Annotated in this window: 16 protein-coding genes and 1 tRNA gene; 11 read left to right on the forward strand and 6 right to left on the reverse strand. The window is 49.4% G+C overall.

Going from position 1 to position 21,083, the window contains the following annotated elements; all coding sequences use genetic code 11:
- Window positions 1-12: 12 nt before the first annotated feature.
- The 6 genes from M4J38_RS09220 to M4J38_RS09245 form a co-directional block, all read right to left on the reverse strand.
- Window positions 13-981: a hypothetical protein gene (locus tag M4J38_RS09220; protein WP_251759265.1), complete on the reverse strand. Its 969-nt coding sequence runs from the start codon at window positions 979-981 to the stop codon at window positions 13-15.
- Between the two features lie 98 nt (window positions 982-1,079).
- Window positions 1,080-1,991: a PorP/SprF family type IX secretion system membrane protein gene (locus M4J38_RS09225; protein ID WP_251759266.1), complete on the reverse strand. Its 912-nt coding sequence runs from the start codon at window positions 1,989-1,991 to the stop codon at window positions 1,080-1,082.
- A gap of 24 nt (window positions 1,992-2,015) precedes the next feature.
- Window positions 2,016-4,670 carry a gliding motility-associated C-terminal domain-containing protein gene (locus tag M4J38_RS09230; RefSeq protein ID WP_251759267.1) on the reverse strand — a complete coding sequence of 885 codons (2,655 nt, stop codon included), beginning with the start codon at window positions 4,668-4,670 and terminating at the stop codon, window positions 2,016-2,018.
- A gap of 27 nt (window positions 4,671-4,697) precedes the next feature.
- Window positions 4,698-6,545 (reverse strand): RagB/SusD family nutrient uptake outer membrane protein, encoded by a 1,848-nt coding sequence (locus M4J38_RS09235; protein ID WP_251759268.1) that lies wholly within the window; start codon window positions 6,543-6,545, stop codon window positions 4,698-4,700.
- Window positions 6,546-6,578: 33 nt separating this feature from the next.
- Window positions 6,579-9,734, reverse strand: a complete 3,156-nt coding sequence (locus tag M4J38_RS09240) for a TonB-dependent receptor (RefSeq protein ID WP_251759269.1) — start codon at window positions 9,732-9,734, stop codon at window positions 6,579-6,581.
- Between the two features lie 56 nt (window positions 9,735-9,790).
- A complete protein-coding gene (locus M4J38_RS09245) occupies window positions 9,791-10,714 on the reverse strand; it encodes a basic secretory family protein (protein WP_251759270.1) in 924 nt (307 codons plus the stop codon).
- A 145-nt stretch (window positions 10,715-10,859) separates the two neighbouring features.
- On the opposite strand from M4J38_RS09245, the gene M4J38_RS09250 reads away from it, so the two are divergent.
- The 11 genes from M4J38_RS09250 (at window position 10,860) to M4J38_RS09300 (ending at window position 21,038) form a co-directional block, all read left to right on the forward strand.
- Window positions 10,860-12,287 (forward strand): sensor histidine kinase KdpD, encoded by a 1,428-nt coding sequence (locus tag M4J38_RS09250; RefSeq protein ID WP_251759271.1) that lies wholly within the window; start codon window positions 10,860-10,862, stop codon window positions 12,285-12,287.
- Window positions 12,288-12,310: 23 nt separating this feature from the next.
- On the forward strand, window positions 12,311-13,027 hold the full coding sequence (locus tag M4J38_RS09255; RefSeq protein ID WP_251759272.1) for a response regulator transcription factor: 717 nt from the start codon (window positions 12,311-12,313) through the stop codon (window positions 13,025-13,027).
- 67 nt (window positions 13,028-13,094) lie between these two features.
- Window positions 13,095-14,345 (forward strand): ABC transporter permease, encoded by a 1,251-nt coding sequence (locus M4J38_RS09260; RefSeq protein ID WP_251759273.1) that lies wholly within the window; start codon window positions 13,095-13,097, stop codon window positions 14,343-14,345.
- Window positions 14,346-14,375: 30 nt separating this feature from the next.
- Entirely contained in the window at window positions 14,376-15,377 is a 1,002-nt protein-coding gene (gene tsaD, locus M4J38_RS09265; protein ID WP_251759274.1) for a tRNA (adenosine(37)-N6)-threonylcarbamoyltransferase complex transferase subunit TsaD, read from the forward strand.
- A 99-nt stretch (window positions 15,378-15,476) separates the two neighbouring features.
- Window positions 15,477-16,991 carry a sensor histidine kinase gene (locus M4J38_RS09270; protein WP_251759275.1) on the forward strand — a complete coding sequence of 505 codons (1,515 nt, stop codon included), beginning with the start codon at window positions 15,477-15,479 and terminating at the stop codon, window positions 16,989-16,991.
- Window positions 16,954-18,150 carry a DUF4407 domain-containing protein gene (locus tag M4J38_RS09275; RefSeq protein WP_251759276.1) on the forward strand — a complete coding sequence of 399 codons (1,197 nt, stop codon included), beginning with the start codon at window positions 16,954-16,956 and terminating at the stop codon, window positions 18,148-18,150. Before M4J38_RS09270 ends, M4J38_RS09275 begins: the two co-directional genes overlap by 38 nt.
- Before the next feature lie 6 nt (window positions 18,151-18,156).
- The gene (locus M4J38_RS09280; RefSeq protein WP_251759277.1) at window positions 18,157-18,867 is read left to right on the forward strand and encodes a LytTR family DNA-binding domain-containing protein; all 711 of its coding nucleotides are present in this window, start codon (window positions 18,157-18,159) and stop codon (window positions 18,865-18,867) included.
- Window positions 18,868-18,941: 74 nt separating this feature from the next.
- On the forward strand, window positions 18,942-19,595 hold the full coding sequence (locus M4J38_RS09285) for a tRNA1(Val) (adenine(37)-N6)-methyltransferase (RefSeq protein WP_251759278.1): 654 nt from the start codon (window positions 18,942-18,944) through the stop codon (window positions 19,593-19,595).
- Window positions 19,596-19,635: 40 nt separating this feature from the next.
- Window positions 19,636-20,172, forward strand: a complete 537-nt coding sequence (gene hscB / locus M4J38_RS09290) for a Fe-S protein assembly co-chaperone HscB (RefSeq protein ID WP_251759279.1) — start codon at window positions 19,636-19,638, stop codon at window positions 20,170-20,172.
- Window positions 20,173-20,178: 6 nt separating this feature from the next.
- Window positions 20,179-20,262: transfer RNA gene (locus M4J38_RS09295), tRNA-Leu, on the forward strand.
- Between the two features lie 107 nt (window positions 20,263-20,369).
- Complete coding sequence (locus M4J38_RS09300) at window positions 20,370-21,038, forward strand: hypothetical protein (protein WP_251759280.1); 669 nt, start codon at window positions 20,370-20,372, stop codon at window positions 21,036-21,038.
- The last annotated feature ends 45 nt before the right edge of the window (window positions 21,039-21,083 follow it).

Below are 21,083 nucleotides of genomic sequence, written 5' to 3' on the forward strand. Positions count from 1 at the left end.
AAAAAATAAAAATTACCGGGTATAGGGCACCAATGGAAAATCGGACTGCGCCTTGGTGAACTGGGCCTCGTATTCAGCGGGCCATCCGAAAGCGATCGTCGCCTGCGCCTTCAGGTTCACCCCGGCAGCACCGCTCCAGAAGTGAATGAACTCACCCCAGTTCATATCGCGGGTGAATTTGTTGCTGGCATCTTTCGGAAAATGCGCCTTCAGCATGGCAAAGAAGTTCACCAAAACTTTTGTTTTTCCATAGTTTTCATAGATCGGGTAGAACCAGTTCTTGAACCACTGTGTTCCTGCACGGGGGAAGTTATCGGTTTGCACCATCATCTCGTCGTACAGTTTCTTCGCTTCCTCTTCCCTTCCCAATCCTTTGTACACATCATAAATATAGATCTCGCACCATTTGCTGTCGCCCCATATCTTGAAAGCGGGAGAACCTTTAGTATTCAGGCTGGCGCTCTCCACGATATGTCCGATCTCATGGATGATGATGTTCCTTTCCTGCCAGGTCTGGTTCAGCCAGGCATCTTTTCCACCCAGGCCGCAATCTATGACATTTCTGTAATCGTGGCCGGCGTCAAAATAATAAGCCGGGTGACCGCCGCCGTATTTGTCGGCATGGAATACCGCAAACAGGCGCGGACTTGGGCCATAGCCGTAGTTGTATTCCTTACGGGTGTACTGCCAGGTATCTTTGATGAGTTTGGTGAGCCAGGTGGTGCTTCCGCGGTTCACATCATCATCCAGATAAAGTGCCAGCAAGCTATCATAGTACACTCTTTTCACCAACTGCCTGTGCTCGAACCAATGTTCCTGCCAGGTTTCGGGAGGTGGGGGTGAATTGTCTACCGTTCCGGAGCCACCGCCGGTATTGGTATTCGGGATGCCTTCGTATTTTTTTTGTCCGCACGCGATGAGACAGCTAAAAACAGTCGCGAGGGTAAGGCCATGGGCCAGTTTCTTGAGGGGGATACGCATAGTAAGCAGGTTTAGATTCATAAAAAAGAGATGGAAAAGGAAGCCCTTTTTGAAGGGGCCTCCCTCCCATCTCAGGTGTATTCAAACATTAGCAAGGGTTACTTGAGCTGGAAGCGCACGCCGAACTCCATGTTTCCTTTCACTTCCTGGCTCAGTCCGGAAGGCTGCGTGGTATACGCTGCGGAAAGCAACGCCACTTCCTTGATCCGGATGCCCAGTCCGAAAGTCAGGTTTTTGGAAGAATGGTACATGCCGTACAGGTTCAGCAGTTCCTGCTTGAAGGAAAGGTTCACACCACCATCGATGATGCCTTCCTGCCCCTGGATACCGCGGTAACCGAGTTTGGGTTCCACGCCCACTTCATCTTCTTCGATCCCCACTTTCAGTTTGTAGGAAGCGGCGGCGAAGAAAGTGGTCCTGTTCACGAGGTCGCTTTCTCCTTTTCTGAAATAAGTGACCATATTGGGGAAAGCGCCCTGAACGGTAAGTTTTCCATCGGTATAGGCCGCGCCGAAATCGGCGTCAAAATCGAAGCCGCGGTCCTGGAAACCGATCACCAGCGGATCATCTATTTCACCGCTCATCGCTTTCTGGTCGAGGGACTGGAAAGCGCCTCCGGCGGATATGCCGAAATGCAATCCCTTCTCTCCTTCCAGTGGCAGGTGGTAGGTATAAGTAGCGCGCAGAGTGGTGTTGCGGATCAGGCCCGCTTCATCGTTTACGGCCATCAGTCCCACACCCACCCGGTTAGAGAAACGGTGTTCACCGGTAAGGTATTGGGAAGAACCTGAACCGGAGATGGTGGATGCGAGTTGGCGGTAGCCGCCGTTCAGCAAAGTGCCTTCCTTCAACCCCGACATGGCGGGGTTGTTCAGGTACTGGTTCTGGAACCAGGAGGCTCCGAATGGGCTAAGCTGGGCCGAGGCTTCCTGGGCCATTCCGCCGCCGATCAGCACCAGCGCGAAGACGCCTTTCAGGATGCTGCTTTTGTATATTGATCGTACGCTCATTTGTGTAGGTTTTGGTGGTGATGGTTACTTTCTCTCGCGGATAAGGGTAAGTGTTCCTTTCAGTGGCTCAATACCGGAGCCCAGCTCAATCACATAGTAGTAAGCGCCCTCCTGAAGTGGTTTACCGTTGAAGGTACCATCCCAGTTGTTGGAATAATTGCGCTGACGGAACACGAGGCGGCCGCTTCTGTCGAACACGCTCACGGTGTTTTCGGGATACCTGTTGATGTTCCATACAATCCAGCGGTCGTTCTTCCCATCGCCGTTGGGCGTAAGGATGTTCACGGCTTCAGCCAGTACGCCGGCGGAAAGCTGAACGGTGATGGTGGTATCGGCGGTGCAACCTTCAGCATTGCTTCCGGTAACCCTGTAAGTGGTGTTCACCATGGGCTTCACGGTAATGGAAGCGCCGTTGAGCGGACTGATGATGCCTGCTGAATCATCCCAGGCGTAATTGGGTGCGCCTGATGCGGTGAGCTGCGCAGTGCTGTAACGGGTGATCTGTGTGCCGGGGTTAGCGGTGATGGAAACTCTGATTGGATTAATGATGACGCGGAAGGTGCGTGAGAAGGTGTTCCTTCCCCCGTTGAGTGTTCCGCCGTTATCCGTGGCCACTACAGTTATAAACGTAGTATCCCTTCCGGTTCTGGCGCCTCTGCCGGTAAATGTGATTTCAGAAGCTCCGTTATTTACAGTCGCCACATCCAACTGCCTTAATACACCTGACTTGCTGCTCATTACCGTAAGCGCTACATTCTGCCAGGCTTCAACACCAGGCGTAATGGAAGTAACGGGGATCGTATATTGCTTTGATGCGCTACAGGTCATGGTATCCGCGATCACATCGAAAGAGGGCGCTGTATTCTGCCCAAGTGTCACGGCATTGGCGATATTCGAATAGAAGGAAGTACCTGCGGCGTTGATCGCCCGGATACGGTACCAGAAGCGTGTGGCAACGGTAAGTGCCGCATCCTGGTCGAGGTATTCGGTGACATCAGCATTTACGGTGGCGATGCGGGAGAAAAGCGTACCATTAGCGGAACGTTCAATCTCAAAATTTGTCTCATTCGCGGAGCGGTCGCTCCAGTTGATCCGGATAGAATTTTCAGACAAGGGGGTGGCCGTTAAGTCACGCGGGGTAAGCGGAAGTGCGGGATCCCAGTCGGTTGTAACACTGATGGTATCGGTCCAAACGGAATTCGTCGGTTGCCCTTTGGAGCGGATGCGGTACCAGTATTGGGTGCCACCATAAAGATCGGCATCTGTATAGGTTGTTGCTCCTGCTGCCGAGGATCCTACAACGGCGAAACTTGTTCCGTTTTCAGAACGCTGAATATCCACACCGGCTGTTCCGGCGCTGTTCCATGCCAATGCAACAGTAGTAATCGTTTTACCCGTTATACGGAAACTGGTGGGAACGATAGGCGCATTGGGGTTGATGCCCCAGATTCTCCATTCCGACATCTGGAAAGAAGCCACTGTGTTTGTGGAGCCATTGTTTTGCGTTACGAAAAGACGGAAAAACTTGAAGGCTTCAGAAGTGGTTAAAGGAACAAAGAGTTCAAAGTTCCTTTGCGGAATGGAAACATTCGTTTTCGTATCCAACACCGTCCAGTTCTGTCCGTCATTGGAGCCTTCAAATCTCCATGTCCTGGGATCACGATCTGTGGCATCGTTACCGGTTACAATGGTATAGGCTGATGGTATGTAGGCCGCTGTGGCTTCATATTGCATCCACAAGCCTGTGGCCGGGAATGGTGAATTATAAGGGAGATACTTGGTAGAATTATTATTGTCTATCAACTTGGAAGATCCCTCACCTGAGGCTGCTCCACTGCTGTGTTCAAGCAATACGGTGAGTTTTCCGCCATCCTGTGTGATGCTTTTCAATTCGCTGCTGATATTCCGCGTTTGTAATGTGAGCACATTGGAGGGAGCGGAGTTACCGTATTTGTTGCCTGACCTTACACGGAACTGATAAGTGGTGCCGGGTTGCAGATCGATAACGGAAAATGAGGATGGCGTGGGGCTTGTTGTGCCCGCAACTACGAAGTTGGTACCATCTGTTGATTTTTCGATCACCGCTGTAACATCGTTGTTGGCATTGCGTTTCCAGGCCAGGTTAATATTTGCTCCGGAGAGTACGGTGCCGGTAAGTTCGGTAGGCGCTACGGGCACTTTGGCTTCAAACAGCCTCCATTCCGCCAGTTGGAAGAGTGGATCACCATTAACGGATGTGATGGTAACACGGTAAAACTTATATTCCGCAGGTGTGGCGATATCAAATATCCTTGTTTGCCCGCGGCCGGAAAAGGTTTGGTTGGTACGTGAATCGAGCAGGGTCCAGTCAGTGCCGTTGGATGAGCCTTCCAGGCGCCAGTCTTTGGGATCACGGCCTGGGGCATCCCCGCCAGAAGTTAATGAATATTGGGCGGCTGTAGCTGGAGCAGTGCATTCGAACTGCATCCACAAAGGGTTTACGAACGGGTTGATGAGGAATTTGGAGCTGGTATTATTGTCTACCACTTTCAAGGATCCTTCTCCAGCGTTTGGTCCTCCTGAGTTGTCCCTGTTTACGGTGAGTGTTCCTCCCAGCGCCGTAATATCCTGCGCCATGCTGTGGTTAAATACACCCAGCAGCAGAAGAATGCAAAGTGCTTTTGATATAAATGATTTCATTTTATTTTTTTAGGGTTATGAGAGGAGTTACCATCCGGTGTTTTGTACCAATTGGGTATTGATGTTCATCTCACTTTGAGGAAGAGGAAACAGATAATGTTTCTTTTCAAAAACTCTGGTCTCAAATGTTACCACGTTATAAAACTGCGTGCCGTCGCCATTGATGTTTAGTCCTTTAAAGGCTCCTTTATCAGTTGTTTCGGCAATTTTCCACCTACGGGTATCGAAATACCTGCTGCTTTCAAAAGCGAGTTCCACCCTTCTTTCTTTCCTTATCGCCTCACGAATGGCTGCCTGTCCTGCAGGTACCGGCAGCGCGTCGGGGCTGCTGCCACCATATTGCGGAACGCCTGCTCTTTCCCTGATCATGTTCAGGTAGGTCATTACTTCATTTGCGTTGCTCGCGCTGTATTCGTTCAACGCCTCACAGTAGTTGAGGAAAAGCTGCGCAAGGCGGATCATTGGTATCGCACGGGAGGCGGAGTTTCTGCTTCCGGGTATAACATTTTTCCTGACAACGTATCCTGTAGGACTAAAATCACTTGCGGTGGCCTTAACACCTGAATTACCAGAACTTTCAAGATTGGTAACCAGTTCACCATAGTCTCTGGTAAGCCAGAGGCTGTTGTTGTAAGTAACGCCCACATAAAACCTGGGCTCTCTGCCTACCCACTGGTTATAAGTTTGACGTGGCGCTATGTCTCCAGGAGCCTGGAAGTTGGAAAACCCTGTATTCATGTAGCCGGATGAGGGATCATCGATGCTGCGGCCATTGGCCATAAAATAAGCGTCTACCATGGTTTGCGTAACCCCCAGCGCGCCACCACCTTTCACATCGATCTGAGCTGTTTGCGCATGGTTGGGCGTTCTTTCATATTGCGTGCTTCCCATGTTTGAACCGGGACGGGCCACGATCCATTCTTTGTTGGTGCTTGAAATTCCCCAATCAGTGAGCATCACATTTCTGCAGGAAAGGTATGCGCTGAATTGGTTTGTAGTAGGATCGTTCTCTTTATAAAGCGCAAAGGTACCGGATACTACATACTGATTGATAAAATCTTTGGCGGCATCCGCTGCTTTTTTCCATTTTTCAGCATCATACTGCTGACTGATCAGTTGTTTGCCATCCTTATTTTTCAAGTCGGCGTAGTCTGTATTCCCATTAAATAGCGGGCTTGCATTTAGCAGCAGCACTTCTACTTTATAAGCCATGGCCACCGCTTTGTTCACGCGGCCATACTGGTCGTTGGAAATGGGAACCAAAGGAAGTTGCGCGACGCACGCATCCAATTCGTTTACGATGTAATTAACACATTCATCCATGGAACTTCTTGGAAGCGCAAGTTCATCAGCCGTAGCGTCTATGGAAAGCATCTGGTCGCCCAGCATTACCACCGGACCGTAAGTTCTTACCAGGTAGAAATAGTAAATCGCCCTCAGGGCCCTAGCTTCATGTTTGTACTGATTACGGAGTTCTGCTGGAAGGTCGAGACATTTGTCCACATTCTGGATAAAGTACGTAGCGTTCCTGATTCCCATGTAATAGTTCCGCCAGTAAGCCCGTACAATACTTGAAGTAGGGTTCCAGGAACCATTGTTGAAATTATTCGCCTGTACGAAGGTCCAATTGTATTTAGCCTCATCCGATGCCGCGGTCCAGGGGCCGTTATTATTTGTCGGCGCGAAACGGCCATCCGATTCATCGGGCATCTGGCTGTAAACGTTGGCGAGAAATTGTTCCGTGGTATTGCGCTGCAGGAAGATCGCTTCTATAGTCAACCTGTCATCTGGCACCTGGTCCAGGAATCCTTTTGCGCAAGAACCAGCCCCGGTCGCCAAAGCTGCAATGATAAGTGCGTTGTATATGAATTTCATTGATTCAATTTTTTGGAATGTACTCAGGCCGCATTAGAAGCTTGCCTGTAAACCGATAGATGCTGTTGTGATGTTGGGATAAATCGTACCGTTGTTGGTATTCAGTTCAGGATCCCACAGGTCAAATTTGCTGATGGTTAAAAGGTTAACACCCTGCAAATAAACACGTGCGCTTTTTATACCTATGCTGCTGAATGTTTTTTTAGGGATATTATAACCGAGTTCAGCAGTTTTAAGGCGCACAAAACCTACGTCTTTCACCCACCATGAACTTGCTACGGCATTATTGGCGTTCTGTGTGCCCCAGCCCAGTCTTGGATACAGCGGATTCTCCTTAGGGTTATCCGGTGTCCAGCGGTCTACGGCTGCAGCAAAAAGGTTACTTCTGTCGGCACCGGTACTGTTGTTGAAGGGAATCACACCATCACCAGCAATCATCCTGTCGGCCAGCGCAGTGCCCTGAATAAACAGATCGATGTAAAAATCTTTCCAGGTGAGGCTCGTACCAAATCCATATACTATGGCGGGAACATCTCCGCGACCAATCCTTTGAATATCATCGGCGTTGATCACACCATCATTGTTCAAATCCTTGTATTTAATGTCGCCGGGTCTTGGAGTACTACCCACTTCCTGCTTCGGACTTTTTGCGATATCATCTTCATCTTTAAACAGCCCGAGAGCTGTGTAACCAAATCTTGACAAAGAATTCCAGCCATACCTGTTCAACCAGGGATACTTCTGTTCGGGCTGGTCGTTGTCAATAATTTTGTCGATGGCATAGGTAAAATTACCTCTGAGGGTGAGTCTTGTTTTACCAATGTTGATACCCATCGCTTCCACCTGCCCGTCAATACCACGGTTCTCAATGATACCCACGTTAGCAGGCGGAACGTTCAGCAAACCAACTATATCAGAAATGCTTCCACGGGCCAGGAACTCCCCTGTACGGCGCTCATGAAAACCATCTACAATAAAGGAGAGTTTATTATTCAGCACTTTGAATTCAAGCCCAAGGTTTCTTTTCCTTCCTTCCGCCCATTGCACGAAAGTTCCGTATTGCTCTATTGCTGCTCCTGAAGTGGAGGCACGCGCACCAGCTCCGCCAAAAGTGTAACCGGCAGCCGACTGTGTAACAAATGACAGGAAGGCAAAACGGTTCACGTTGCTTGAACCCACATAACCATCAGAATACCTGAATTTCAGGAACTGAACATAATCTTTGATGTTGTCGAAAAACTTCTCGTTGGATACTACCCATCCCAGGCCAACCGAAGGGAAGAACCCATACCTGTTATCGGGGGCAAAGTTTTCCGAACCATTGTAACCCATGTTCAACTCAACAAAATACCTGCTGTCATAAGCATAGGTACCTCTTGCTGAAATACCCCTCGTTCTGTTTGGGATAGAGGCCTGCAGGTTGCCAGGTGTAAATGTGGTGGTATTATCCAACTGGCTGTACAATACCATACCGGTAATGTTACTGTTGCCAATATCTTTTGTATAGTTGATAGCGCTTTCTGTGTAGTATCTTTTGTTACCTCCAACGGCACTGCCAAAACCGAGCGTGTTGTTTCCTGCAAAGGTTCTGATCAGGTTAAGTGTGCCATCAGGATTACGCGGCGTGGTCTGGTTTACGTACCAGGTATCTCTGCGTTTTGTTCTGGAAATGGTTTGAGAAACGAAATTATCGAACGAGAACATGCTGGTAAATGTAAGTCCGGGTGTTATGAAACCCAGGTCCTGGTTTACCCTCAGGTTAGTATACAACTGGGAGTTAGCTGTATTGCTGAAGCCTCTCTGCGTGATATCTGCATAAGGGTTACGCTGGTCGCCCTGGGAACTTACGCCGGGAACAATGTTTCCAGGGTACATGATGGGGAACACTACCGGTGTAATTTGCATCGCTTGCGCGAAAGCGGAAGAAGAACTTTCGCCTGAATAGTTCGCGTTACTGATGTAACCCTGAACGCCCAATTCAAACTTTGTGGTTTTGGTAAGGTCCAGGTTCAGGTTAGAAGTGAAGTTATACCTTTTGAATCTTGTATCAGCATTGTATGATTGCAATCCATCAGTTTTAAGCAACCCTGTTTCATCATAATAGGTGAGTGAAACATAGTAGTTTGCGTTTTGCGCGCCTCCTCTGGCATTCAGGTTAAGTCGACGATTCTTCCCAAAATCGTTGAACAGCGCATCCATCCAGTCCACATTCGGATAAACGAACGGATCTTCACCTGTGGCCGTTCTGTCGATATAATCCTGGGAATACTTTACGGCTCCCGGCGCAAATCCGCTGGCGATCTGCGCTTCGTTCACCAGTTGCATATAGGTAACGCCATCGGCGAGCTTAGGCGTCATGGTAAATGCCGTCATCCCCTGATCGTAACGGGCGTTGAATTGCGGCTTACCAGCCTTACCCGATTTTGTTTTAATCAGGATCACGCCGTTGGCGCCATTTACACCATACATCGCTACTGCGGCGGCATCTTTCAGCGTGGTTACCGATTCGATATCCTCGGGTTCAAGCATCCCGATTCCACGGTTGGGTACGCCATCCACATAAATCAGCGGACCGGAACGGGAAAACGACGCGATACCTCTGATCCATACGTCTGCGCCATCCCTACCTGGCTCACCGCTTCTTTGCACGCCCACCAAACCGGCGATTCTACCGGCCAGCATGGCAGAAACGTTGGCCACAGGTGTTTTTAATTCTTCAACATTTACGGTAGACTGGGCACTTACCAGGTTCAGCCTTTTTTGCTTACCATAAGCCACCACTACTACTTCGTTCATGTTCCCCTCTTTGCCATCCATCGTAATGTCGAGGTCAATTACGTTGTTGATGGCGTAGGTTAATGTTTTATAGTTGATGTGAGAAAGTTCCAATGTTCCTTTCGGATCAGCCTTAATGGAGAATTTTCCCATATCATCCGTAGCTACGCCCGTTGTGGAATCCGCTCCCACCACGCGTACGGTAACGCCGGAAATAGGTGTGCCCAACTTGTCGCGTACTGTTCCTCCGATGTACAACGAACTGGGCGGTTGCTGAAAATAGCCTTCCGGCGCGTACACCGAACGCCCTTCGGCCCTCGCGTCCGCATGCATCAGAAGGGCGCTAAAGCTTAAAAGGCCTATTCCCAACACGGCACTGCCACCGCGAAGGGAAACGCTTCTTTTTTTACTCATAAACTGGTTTGTTTGGTTTGTAGAATTTGGCGAATCGTTGTATATGTGTTTGTTTTTTATTGTTCTGCGGCATACAGCTGCCACAATGCATCCAGCCCCATGCCCATCTTCTCTTCAATCATGGCTTCATTGTAGCGCTCGCGCATCATGCGGTGGTGCAGGTAATCGTTGAACCCGGGCGATTGTACTTCCATCCAGTTCAGGAAACGGGCGGTAACCCGGTATGCATCCGTATAATTTCTTGTTTTGGTATCGGCAGGAAGCGGGAATGCTTCATGGGCGATCTTTTTGTAGGTGTGACGGATGTAATCGGCCATGCCTTCCACCAGCCAGCCGGGAACGCCACGCTGGTAATCTTTCTGCAACAGGTGAATCGCCTCATGGGTGAGTACACCAATATCATTAGGGTTCTTTTTGAACCATTCGTTGCTGAAGGTAAGCTTGCCGTCGCTGGCGTAAGCGGGCACATTGGTGAGTTCCGGGTCGAAGCGCACATATACTTCCCAGCCTTCGTTGCCGCCGCGTTTGCCGTAACGCTCGTGGATCATGGGATATACTTCGTAGAAGAAAGCTTCCACCTTCTTGACCACGGGCACCAATACCGGGTCGTTGTTGAAAGTGATGTGTATCTTATATTTTTCGTGGTTCTTTTTGAATACCTGGAACCTTCTCCACAACTGCTGTTCGGTTTCTTTATAGGTATTCCACAATACGGGAGAAGGCGCTTCCTTCTTTTTCAAACGGGTGGAGAAAGAATCGACTACGGCTGTGTTCCAACTGGCCAGCCAGTCAATAAAAGCTTCGCCTTCCGCCTGGGAAGAGAGGTAAACCGGCTTATCGGTCTTTTGCGCGTCGTACCAACGGATCAGTTGCCGCGTAACTTCTGTAACATTGGGTTCTACCGGGAGCATTCCCGCCTGTACACTGGAAAAAGAAAGGCAAAGCGCTGCCTGGAGCAACAAAATCGTTGTTCTTCTCATAACAATTAGCCGGTTTTATTTATGTAGGCAAATTATTCAAGGGCGGCCCGGTTTGTTGTCAACGGAATTCAAACGGAATGTTAACGGATTTTAAATTTGAAGGCGCTCCGCGGAATTTGCCGTTACTTTAAACTCCGGAAAGGTTATGAAACAATCCCTGAACACTTATCGGATCATCGCCATTATCAGCTTCCTGATTTTGGCCTGCGTACAGTTCTACCTGGTGTGGAACACTTACCAGTTGACCAATGAACGGTATTATTATTCGGAAAAAGGCATTCTGAAAGAAAAGTATGGACTGAGTGTACGCAACGATAAGGTTTTCCCCGGTGGCAGAAAGATCATTGATTCCATGCTGAACCCGAAGTTGTATTATATGGATTCCCTGCGGCAGTTCGCGCCGGCAAAGCTGAATCCTTATGTGGGCAAACTGGCCGATTCCATTTTCCACGAACTGATCCGGAAAGAAAACATCGGACAACTGATCCAGGAGGTGAAGAAGCAAAACAACATCACCGATTCTCTCGAATATGCCTTACGGATAGATGACATGCACATCGTGCTTTCCGATGTAAAATACCTCTCCGTTTACAACAAGAAATTCGTTTCGCCCTATATCTCAAAAAATATTCAGTCGCCCACGGGCATCCTGATCGGAGGTAACCTGAAGGACCTCAACAGCCAGAACAATGTATCGGCTTTCACGGTGAGCAGTCCTGAAGCATTTAATTACGGTGTTACTTTTACGTTGTATGTGGATACGGTAAAAAGAAACATGGAGATCGTACGCCGCATGTTGTTAACACTTGGCCTGTCGCTGGGTTCTATCCTGATTATGCTGGTGCTGTTCTTCTTCACTTTCAGGAACTGGCTCCGCCAGAAGAAGCTGGCCGAAATGAAATCGGATTTCATCAATAACATCACCCACGAGTTCCATACGCCGCTCTCCGCCATCATCGTCGCGAACAAGAACCTGCGCAACGAACGCATCATGGAGAAAAAGGAGAACATCGTTTCTTTGGCGGAAGTGATTGCAAGGCAGGCCGACAGGCTGAAAAGGTTGTTCAACCAGGTACTGGACATTACCCTGATGGAAAACAGGAATCTCGACAAAAAAGAATACCTGCTGCCCGAACTGATCCAGGGCATCATTACGGATTACAGGCTGAAACTGGGTGATACACCCGTTAATATTATTTACAACAATACCTTAAAGCAGGAACGGGTATTACTGGATGAATTCTACTTCACCACCATGGTGATGAACCTGTTCGACAACGCCATCAAATACAATGAAAGCGATGTAAAGGAACTGGTGATTGCCACGCGGGAAGAAGAAGGACACATGGTACTCTCTATACAAGACAACGGCATGGGTATGTCACCCAAAAACATCCGGCATATTTTTGAAAAATTTTACCGGGAAAAGAACAGCTATTCCCACCCGCTCCGTGGGCTTGGCCTGGGCCTGTTCTATGTAAAAGAATGCGTAGATGCCCACGGCTGGAAAATTTCCGTTTCCAGCGAACCCGGAACAGGCAGTATCTTTACCATAATGATCCCGCTTAAATAAAACGGGTACAATAAATTTTAGTGATGAAAGCGAAGGTTTTACTGATTGAAGACGAACACGATCTGGGGAACGTAGTAAAACAATACCTCGAAGTGATGGATTTTGAAGTGGCCTGGTGCAAAACCGGTTTGCAGGCCCTCGAAACCTTTAAGGCATCGCCCTACCAGTTCCATATCATCCTGATCGATATCCAGTTGCCGGAGATGAATGGTTTCGAGTTAGCGGAACGCATCGTGTCGATGAACACCAAGATACCGTTCCTTTTCCTCACGGCACGCGGGGAAAAAACCGACCGTATTGCGGGGTTAAAACTGGGCGCGGACGATTATATCACCAAACCCTTCGATATTGACGAACTCGTGCTCCGCATCCGGAACATCATCCGGAGGAACCAGTCGGGCGCCTTCCACGAAAAAAACGACGTGCTGGAAATGGGCAACCTCCGTTACCACAAGGACTCCCTCAAATTAATCATCGACGGACAGAAAGAAGTAACGCTCACCCCAAGGGAGGCCGAACTCCTGGAATACCTGTTCAACCACCCCAACCGGGTGATCAAACGCGCGGAGATACTCACCCGGCTTTGGGGGCAGAACGATTATTTCCTGGGCAGAAGCCTGGACGTATTCATCTCCCGCATCCGCAAATACATCGGGAACAATCCCGACATCAGCATCAGCAATATTTATGGGGTGGGATTTGTGTTTAAGGTGAATGAGGCGACGGTGAAAAGCAACTGAAAATACCGGCCTGGCACCGCTTATCCTTCAAATTTTAATATAAAATGCCCAAGTCCTATATTTGGGTATGCTAAAAATCCTCGAAGTACTCTGGAGCAGCTTTAAAATGGCTTTACAGGAGTTGCGGGTAAACAAACTCCGCACCTTCCTTTCCCTTTTTGGCATTACCATCGGCATATTCTGCATCATCGGTGTACTGGCCACCATCAGTTCGCTGAAATACAATATCCAGGAGAGCGTATCCTCCATGGGCGCCAATACCATTTACATCCAGAAAGAACCCTGGGGCGACGATGGCGGTCCCAATTCCTGGTGGAAATACGCCAACCGGCCAAACCCCAAATACGAAGAACTGGAATTCATCAAAAAAAGATCGTCCCTTGCGCAAAACGTGGCCTTTATCACGTTCAGCGGCTCTAACGTGGAATACAAGGAATCTCAGCTGAACAACGTAACCTGGTATGCCGTTACCGAAGAATACAGCGATATCCAACCTATTGACGTGGCTTATGGCCGCTACCTGAGCGCCAATGATTTTCTCAGCGGCAGCAACGCCATGGTACTGGGCTATGCCAACGCTGAAAAACTCTTCGGCAACCCCGAAAGGGCCGTGGGCAAGGAAGTCACCATCAAAGGCAGAAAAGTGCAGATTGTGGGCGTGATGAAAAAATACGGCCAGAGCAACTTCGGGGGATGGGATTTCGACAATATCCTGATCGTGCCCTACCTGTTCGCCCGCGCGCTTATCAATGAAAAATACGCCGGCGGTATCCTGATGGCCAAAGGCGCCGAGGACCTGCCCGTTCAGGCCTTAAAAGAAGACCTGACCGGTGTGATGCGCTCCATCCGGAAACTCTCTCCCACCCAGGAAGACAATTTTGCGCTCAACGAAATATCCGCCGCCAACGACTTCCTTGATTCCATCTTCGGTTCCATCAACGCCGGGGGCTGGGCCATCGCGGCATTATCGCTTATTGTAGGCGCCTTCGGCGTAGCCAATATCATGTTCGTGACCGTTAGGGAAAGAACCAGCCAGATCGGCCTGAAAAAAGCTATTGGGGCGAAAAAATCCATCATCCTCACCGAATTTCTATTGGAATCGGCTTTCCTCTGCATCATTGGTGGACTGGTAGGTGTATTGCTCGTATTCATTTTGACCAAAATACTCAGCGCCGCCTTCGGCTTCGCCATCTTTGTTTCCATACAAAACCTGGCACTGGCCATCAGTATTTGTATATTGCTCGGCGTGCTTTCAGGTATCATTCCTGCCCGGACAGCCGCAAGGCTGGATCCGGTGGTGGCCATCAGAACGAAGTAATTTGTAATTTCGCACATCAAACCTCCTCCAGTGCCCACCATACTCGCCATAGAATCTTCCTGCGATGAAACCTCCTCCGCCGTTTCGGTGGACGGGGTGATCCGTTCCAATTTTATCGCCAACCAAACCGTTCACGAAAAATATGGTGGCGTGGTGCCCGAACTCGCTTCCCGTGCCCACCTTCAGCACATCGTTCCCGTAGTGGACGCCGCGTTGAAAGAAGCCGGGGTGGAAATGCGTCAACTCGATGCCATCGCTTTCACGCAGGCACCCGGACTGATCGGCGCATTGCTCGTGGGCGCGCAGTTCGCCAAATCACTTGCCCTTGCACTGGACATTCCGCTTATCGCCGTGCACCACATGCAGGCGCATGTGCTCGCCAACCTGATCGATGACCCCAAACCGGCATTCCCCTTCCTTTGCCTTACCGTAAGTGGCGGCCACACGCAGATCGTGCGCTGCGATGCGCCCAACCGCCTTACCGTAATCGGCGAAACCCTGGACGATGCCGCAGGTGAAGCATTTGACAAATCCGCAAAAATACTGGGACTGCCCTACCCCGGCGGCCCGCTCATCGATAAATACGCCAAACTGGGCGATCCGCTCAAATTCCGGTTCCCTGAACCCCAGATACCCGGACTTAACTTCAGTTTCAGCGGACTGAAAACAGCCATACTTTATTTCGTGCAGGAACAACAGACCAAGGACCCGGATTTCCTGGCCAATAACATGAATGATGTGTGCGCTTCCATCCAGCACAGGATCGTGAGCATCCTGCTGAATAAACTGGAAAAAGCGGCGAAAGAAACAGGGATCAAAAACCTGTGCATCGCCGGTGGCGTATCCGCCAATTCCGGGCTGCGAAACGCGCTCACCGCCCTGGGTGAAAAGAAAAAATGGAACGTATTCATCCCCGCTTTTCAATATTGCACCGACAATGCCGGGATGATCGCCATTACAGCCCATTACAAATACCTGGATGGCGACTTCAGCGGCATGGACGTAACGCCTTCCGCAAGGGCCACCTGGTAAATCACACCGGGTTTCATTTTATCACACCGATAGGCAGGTTCATCACACCACCGTGGTAGAATACACGGAACTGCAATATACTTGCGGAAAGTTTCCGAAATGAACCTGCGAAAATTTGAATTCTGGCTCGTCACAAGTTGCCTTATCACTTACCTGCTCCTGCTGTCGTACCAGGGCATCACGGAGCCTTCCGGCTACTACCTGGAAATCCCCGCTGATGAGGACATGGGCCAGGCCGTCCGTTTTGATTACATCAAACACCTGATGGCCCCGCGCATCCTGCAGGTACTGGCATCATATGTGGTTTTCCTTTTGTTGAATTACAGAACTTTTCCCGCACTCCAATCGGGTAAACAACCTTATTATGGTGTCCTCACCATTTTCCTCAGCGGCCTTTTTCTGCTCACGATGTTCTTCTTCGCCTCTTATCTTTCCAATACACATTTCTTCATCAGTTCAGCTTCAAGAACCACCGCCAGGATATTGTGGCTGAAAAGCGCGTTCAGTTACAGCATTCTGGTGATGCTGGCCATTGGAAGCTATTACATCATAAAGACCTTCGTACAATGGATACACAACGAACATCTCGCAGGTAAAAAGGAAGAGCAGAAAATCCTGAGAGAGATCACGGTTGCAGCCATGCTGTGGATGGGCCTTTCAGCCGTAATGCTCATTCTCTCCAACGGGCATCTTGGTGTGGTACAATTCTTCTTCATCTATGAAATTCCGGTATTCATTTTATTCTTTTTCCTTTGGGTGTACCGCATCATTCCCCGCTACAAACAACATGGCAAAAAACGAAAAGTATTTCTACCCTCTTTCTTTCTGCTGCTGGTATCACAACTGCCGATGATGTTCTATTTCATCGCCGTCCGTTTCCACCGAGAAGAGATCATTATGCTGCTTTTCATTTCAGCCGCTATTATCCCCGCCTTCATTATATGGCCACTCAGCAAATATTATTACAATATCAGACAGGAGCAGCAATCAAAGGTGCATACACTGGAAACCGCGGTCAGCACCTCTTCCGCCAACCTGGATTTTCTCCGCTCACAGATCAACCCGCATTTCCTGTTCAACGCGCTGAATACCATTTACGGCACGGCACTCCAGGAAAACGCGGACCGTACCGCCGAAGGGGTGCAGAAACTGGGCGATATGATGCGCTTTATGTTAAAGGAAGATCAACATGAAAAAATTGCACTCGAAGAAGAAATTACTTATCTTCAACATTACATCGACCTCCAAAAACTTCGCACCGAACAATCGCCCGACATCGACATCAACTTTACCGTTCACGAACAAGACTGTGACCACCAGATAGCGCCCATGCTGCTGATACCGTTCGTAGAGAACGCGTTCAAGCACGGGATCAGCCTGAAGGAAAGATCATGGATAAGAATCAACTTATCCTGTGATGCTCAACACGTGTATTTCGACGCCTACAACAGCATCCACAGGAAAGATGAATCCGATCCCGAAAAGGACCGTTCCGGCATCGGGCTTGAAAATGTAAAACAACGTTTAAACCTATTATACCCGCAACACCATGCACTCAACATCCGACAAACCCCCGATGAATTCTTCGTTCACCTCACCATCACAACCCGGTAACGAAAATTCGGGCTGGGACCGCTTCCTCTGGTGGATGGCCGCCGCCGACCCCCAACTGATGAAAGATTGCGGCCCGGACAGGTTCCGCTATTCCATCATCGGGTACACGGTAATGGCTACCTGGATTTTCGCCACGCTGGCCTGGGGCTATTTCTTCTCCACGCTGCTCACCGAATCACTGCTCATCATTCCGTGCGCATTGTTCTTCGGGTTCATCATCCTCACCATCGACCGGGGACTGATCGCAGGCATGAACAGCAATGGGGGAAAGAACAAATTGTTGCCCCTGGCGTTCCGGATCGTGCTGGCGCTCACCATCGGTTTCTTTCTGTCGCAACCCGTTGTACTGTGGTTATTCGAAAAAGATGTGGATGCGCATTTGCCGGTGATCAAAGAGAAAAAAACTACGGCCTACCTCGCGCAGGTGCGCCAGGAAAACGCCATCACCCTGCAACAGGCCAAAACGGAAATTGAACGCATCAGGAATGAACAGAAAAGAAGAGAACAGGAGATCGCCGACCTGAAGAGCGGCTATATCCGCGAGACCGACGGCACCGGAGGCTCCGGCAAAATAGGCGAATACACCATCGCCAAAGTAAAAAAACTGGCCTGGCTGAAGGCCGAAGAAGACCTGATTGTATGGAAGCGGGAACAGCAACCCATGCTGGACTCCGCCCTCGCTAAAGAAAAAAGAACGGAAGAACATATTGCCGCACGCATGGCCGAATTTGAAAAAGGGTTGAACGACGGATTCCTGATCCGCATTGAAACCCTGGACGACCTGATGCTGCTGCACCCCCCGGTTCAATACCGCTACCGGCTCGTGATCTTCCTCATCATGCTCATAGAACTGATGCCCCTGTTAACCAAGTTGATGATGCCCTCGGGTTTGTACGAAGAGAAACTGAACGACGCAGTGAACGCCCAACGCACCACCCTTCAACTGGAACGCGGCGCCAGGCAAGCCATGGAAAACAAGTTCTACGAACAGGCCGCCCAACAGGATCAACTCCTGCAGGAACAGGTACTGGCCGAGATAGACGCATGGCGCCGCGAACAGGCATCCGAACAGTTCAGAGCATGGAAACAACAGCCCGGCCCTATCCGTAAATTCTGGAACAGCATCAAAACAAGCCTGTTCTATTTTCAGAAAAACTAGCACAGTATGCAAACGGCAGCAATTACCGCGATTTCAATAGACGATGAACCGATGGCCCTGGAAGTGATCAGGCAACTCGCTTCGAAAGTGCCGTTCCTGGAACTGAAAGCCAGTTTCACCAACGCGCTGGAAGCCCTGCACCACATTCAGCAGGACCCGCCCGATATGCTGTTCCTGGACATCAAGATGCCCGATATTTCCGGGCTGGAACTGGTGAAATCCATGCAGTCGCCGCCCATGGTGGTATTCACCACCGCGTACAGCGAACATGCCGTGCAAAGTTTTGAACTCGACGCGATCGACTACCTGCTGAAACCATTTTCGTTCGCGCGTTTCCTGAAATCCTGCAACAAAGCATTGCACCTGCATAAACTGCAACACCCTTCAAAAGAAGTACCTGAAGAGCAGCCCTACATATTCGTGAAGTCCGGCTACGACCAGATACGCATCCTTTTAGACGATCTTATCTACCTGCAAAGCGCCGGCAATTATGTGCATTTTCACCTCCGTTCGCAGAAGATACTGGCCCGTCTTACCCTCCAGGAGGCGGAGCAACTACTGCCCGAAGGCCGGTTCGTGCGCATCCACCGCTCTTATATCGTGGCCGCGGCCAACATCAACCGCATCGAACGCACACAGGTATGGCTCAGCAACCAGGTCTCCCTGCCCGTTGGGCCGGGTTATGTAACAGAACTCGGGCAGATTACCGGACGTTGATTACTTTTGCCCTGCTTATGGCAAACACCTGGTTCCAGTTCAAACAATTCCGCATAGAGCAAAGTAAATGCGCCATGAAGGTATGCACAGACGCATGCATCCTGGGTGCATGGTTTGCCCGCAAAGTCCCGAATTACGCCACCATACTGGATATTGGCGCGGGAACCGGTCTGCAGATGCTGATGCTGGCGCAACAAACCAAAGCGCGTATACATGGCATTGAAATAGACCTGGACGCTTTCCGGCAACTGAAAGACAACGTGGACCATAGTCCCTGGAAAAGCAGCATCACCATCTTCCCCGGCGATGTACGGCGTTACCAGTTCCCCCATTCTTACGATTTCATCATTTCCAATCCACCTTTTTTTGAAGGCGATCTCGTGTCCGGCAATGCCGGTAAAGATGCTGCCAAACACAGTACCACATTAAGTTTGCAACAACTCCTGGAGACGATCGACCAGTGGCTCTCCGACTCCGGAAGTTTCGGTCTGCTCCTTCCCTTTCACCGTTTGCAAGAAGTAAAGGAAATAGCCGTGCCCCTGGGGTTTCACCTGCATGAAACATTATTGGTGCAACAAACCACCACACACAACTGGTTCCGGGCCATCGTGCAATTTTCGCGCACACCCGACCCCTCGCCTACAGAACATACCCTCTCCATCAAAGTGGACGGCGATTACACCCCCGAATTCCGGGAACTGCTGAAAGATTATTACCTGGCGTTTTAGCTCATCGTTTCGTGCTACCTTTGCACCGAACAAATTCCTGATGATGCAGTATTTCGAATTGTTTGGCGAAAAACCATCCTTCAAAACGGATCCATCCTTATTGAAAAAGAAGTTCTACGCTTTGAGCCGTGAACTTCATCCCGACTTCAATACATCCGGATCGGAGGAAGAACAGATGGTTAACCTCGAAAAAGCCGCCCAACTCAACAAAGCGTACAAAACACTTCTTGATCCGGATGCGACCATCGGCTATATACTGGAATCCAAAGGATTGCTGGAAACAGAAAAACAAGCCCCCCTCCCGCCCGATTTCCTGATGGAAATGATGGACATCAACGAAGCGCTGGCGGATGCCGAAATGGAAGGGAACACCGCCACAGTGGAGCAAACGGCGCAACAAATTACCACACTCGAAAAAACATTATATGAAACTGTTGAAAAAGATCTGGACGCTGACCCGGAAGATCCTGCTGCCGAAAAAGCGCTGCTGCGCGTAAAAGATTACTACCTGAAGAAAAAATACTTACAGCGGATTTTGGACAGAATAGCCGGAATCCGTAATATTGCTGCCCGTTGAGCAAAAGCCCAGATGGCGGAATTGGTAGACGCGCTAGACTCAAAATCTGGTTTTCGAAAGGGAGTGCAGGTTCGATTCCTGTTCTGGGCACGAGAGTTAAAGGTTGGAGTTTTCTCCAGCCTTTTTTTTTTGCCGTCAACACAGTTTTTCCCATTATATATGTATCTTAAATGCTCAATTCAGCCCCCTTAACGTCTATGAAGAGAAGTAGCCTTTTTCTATGCTCAGCACTTGTCGTAATGATTGCTGCCAGTTCTTGTGAAAAAAGTACGGAAACAGAAATTATTTATGCCCCTGTTAAAGACACCACGTTGGTTATAACTGCTAAAGGCTGGAATGCCTTCAGTTTCCAAACGCTTGATTTGCTGGATTCAGGTTCCACTACATACCACACCACAACCGAAGGAGTAAAAATCCACGGACAAAGCTACCGAAACGGTGCAAGACTGCAAACGAAAACTGCACTGCCCTTCAGTGGAAAATCACTGTACTTTAAATGGAAAGGAAATGGCGGCGGCCAGTTTGCAGCTTTCGTTGTTCAGGTCAAATACAACCCATTGACCAACGATGGTACTCCTTCAATACAAGGCGAAGATTTGACTTTTTTTACTACCAAAAATAGCTTCAATGGGTCTACACTCATGCAGGAAGATGTGTGGTATTACACGCGAATCACACCTGTTGCCAACACGGACGACTACATGGTTGTGACCGCAGCAAACAATTACAGCAATAATGGAGGAGTAGTGGTCGAAACTTCAGTGCATCCGATTTATACCAAATCGGCCTACCTGGCATTCCGGATGGGAGACAATTACGCCACAAATGCTTACGGCATACTGGGAGAAGTTAAAATAGCAGATTAAACGCTGAACATACTGTATAAGTTACTTCTTTGTGAAAAGCAAGCT

The organism is Parasegetibacter sp. NRK P23, from assembly GCF_023721715.1.
Classification (GTDB): Bacteria; Bacteroidota; Bacteroidia; order Chitinophagales; family Chitinophagaceae; genus Parasegetibacter.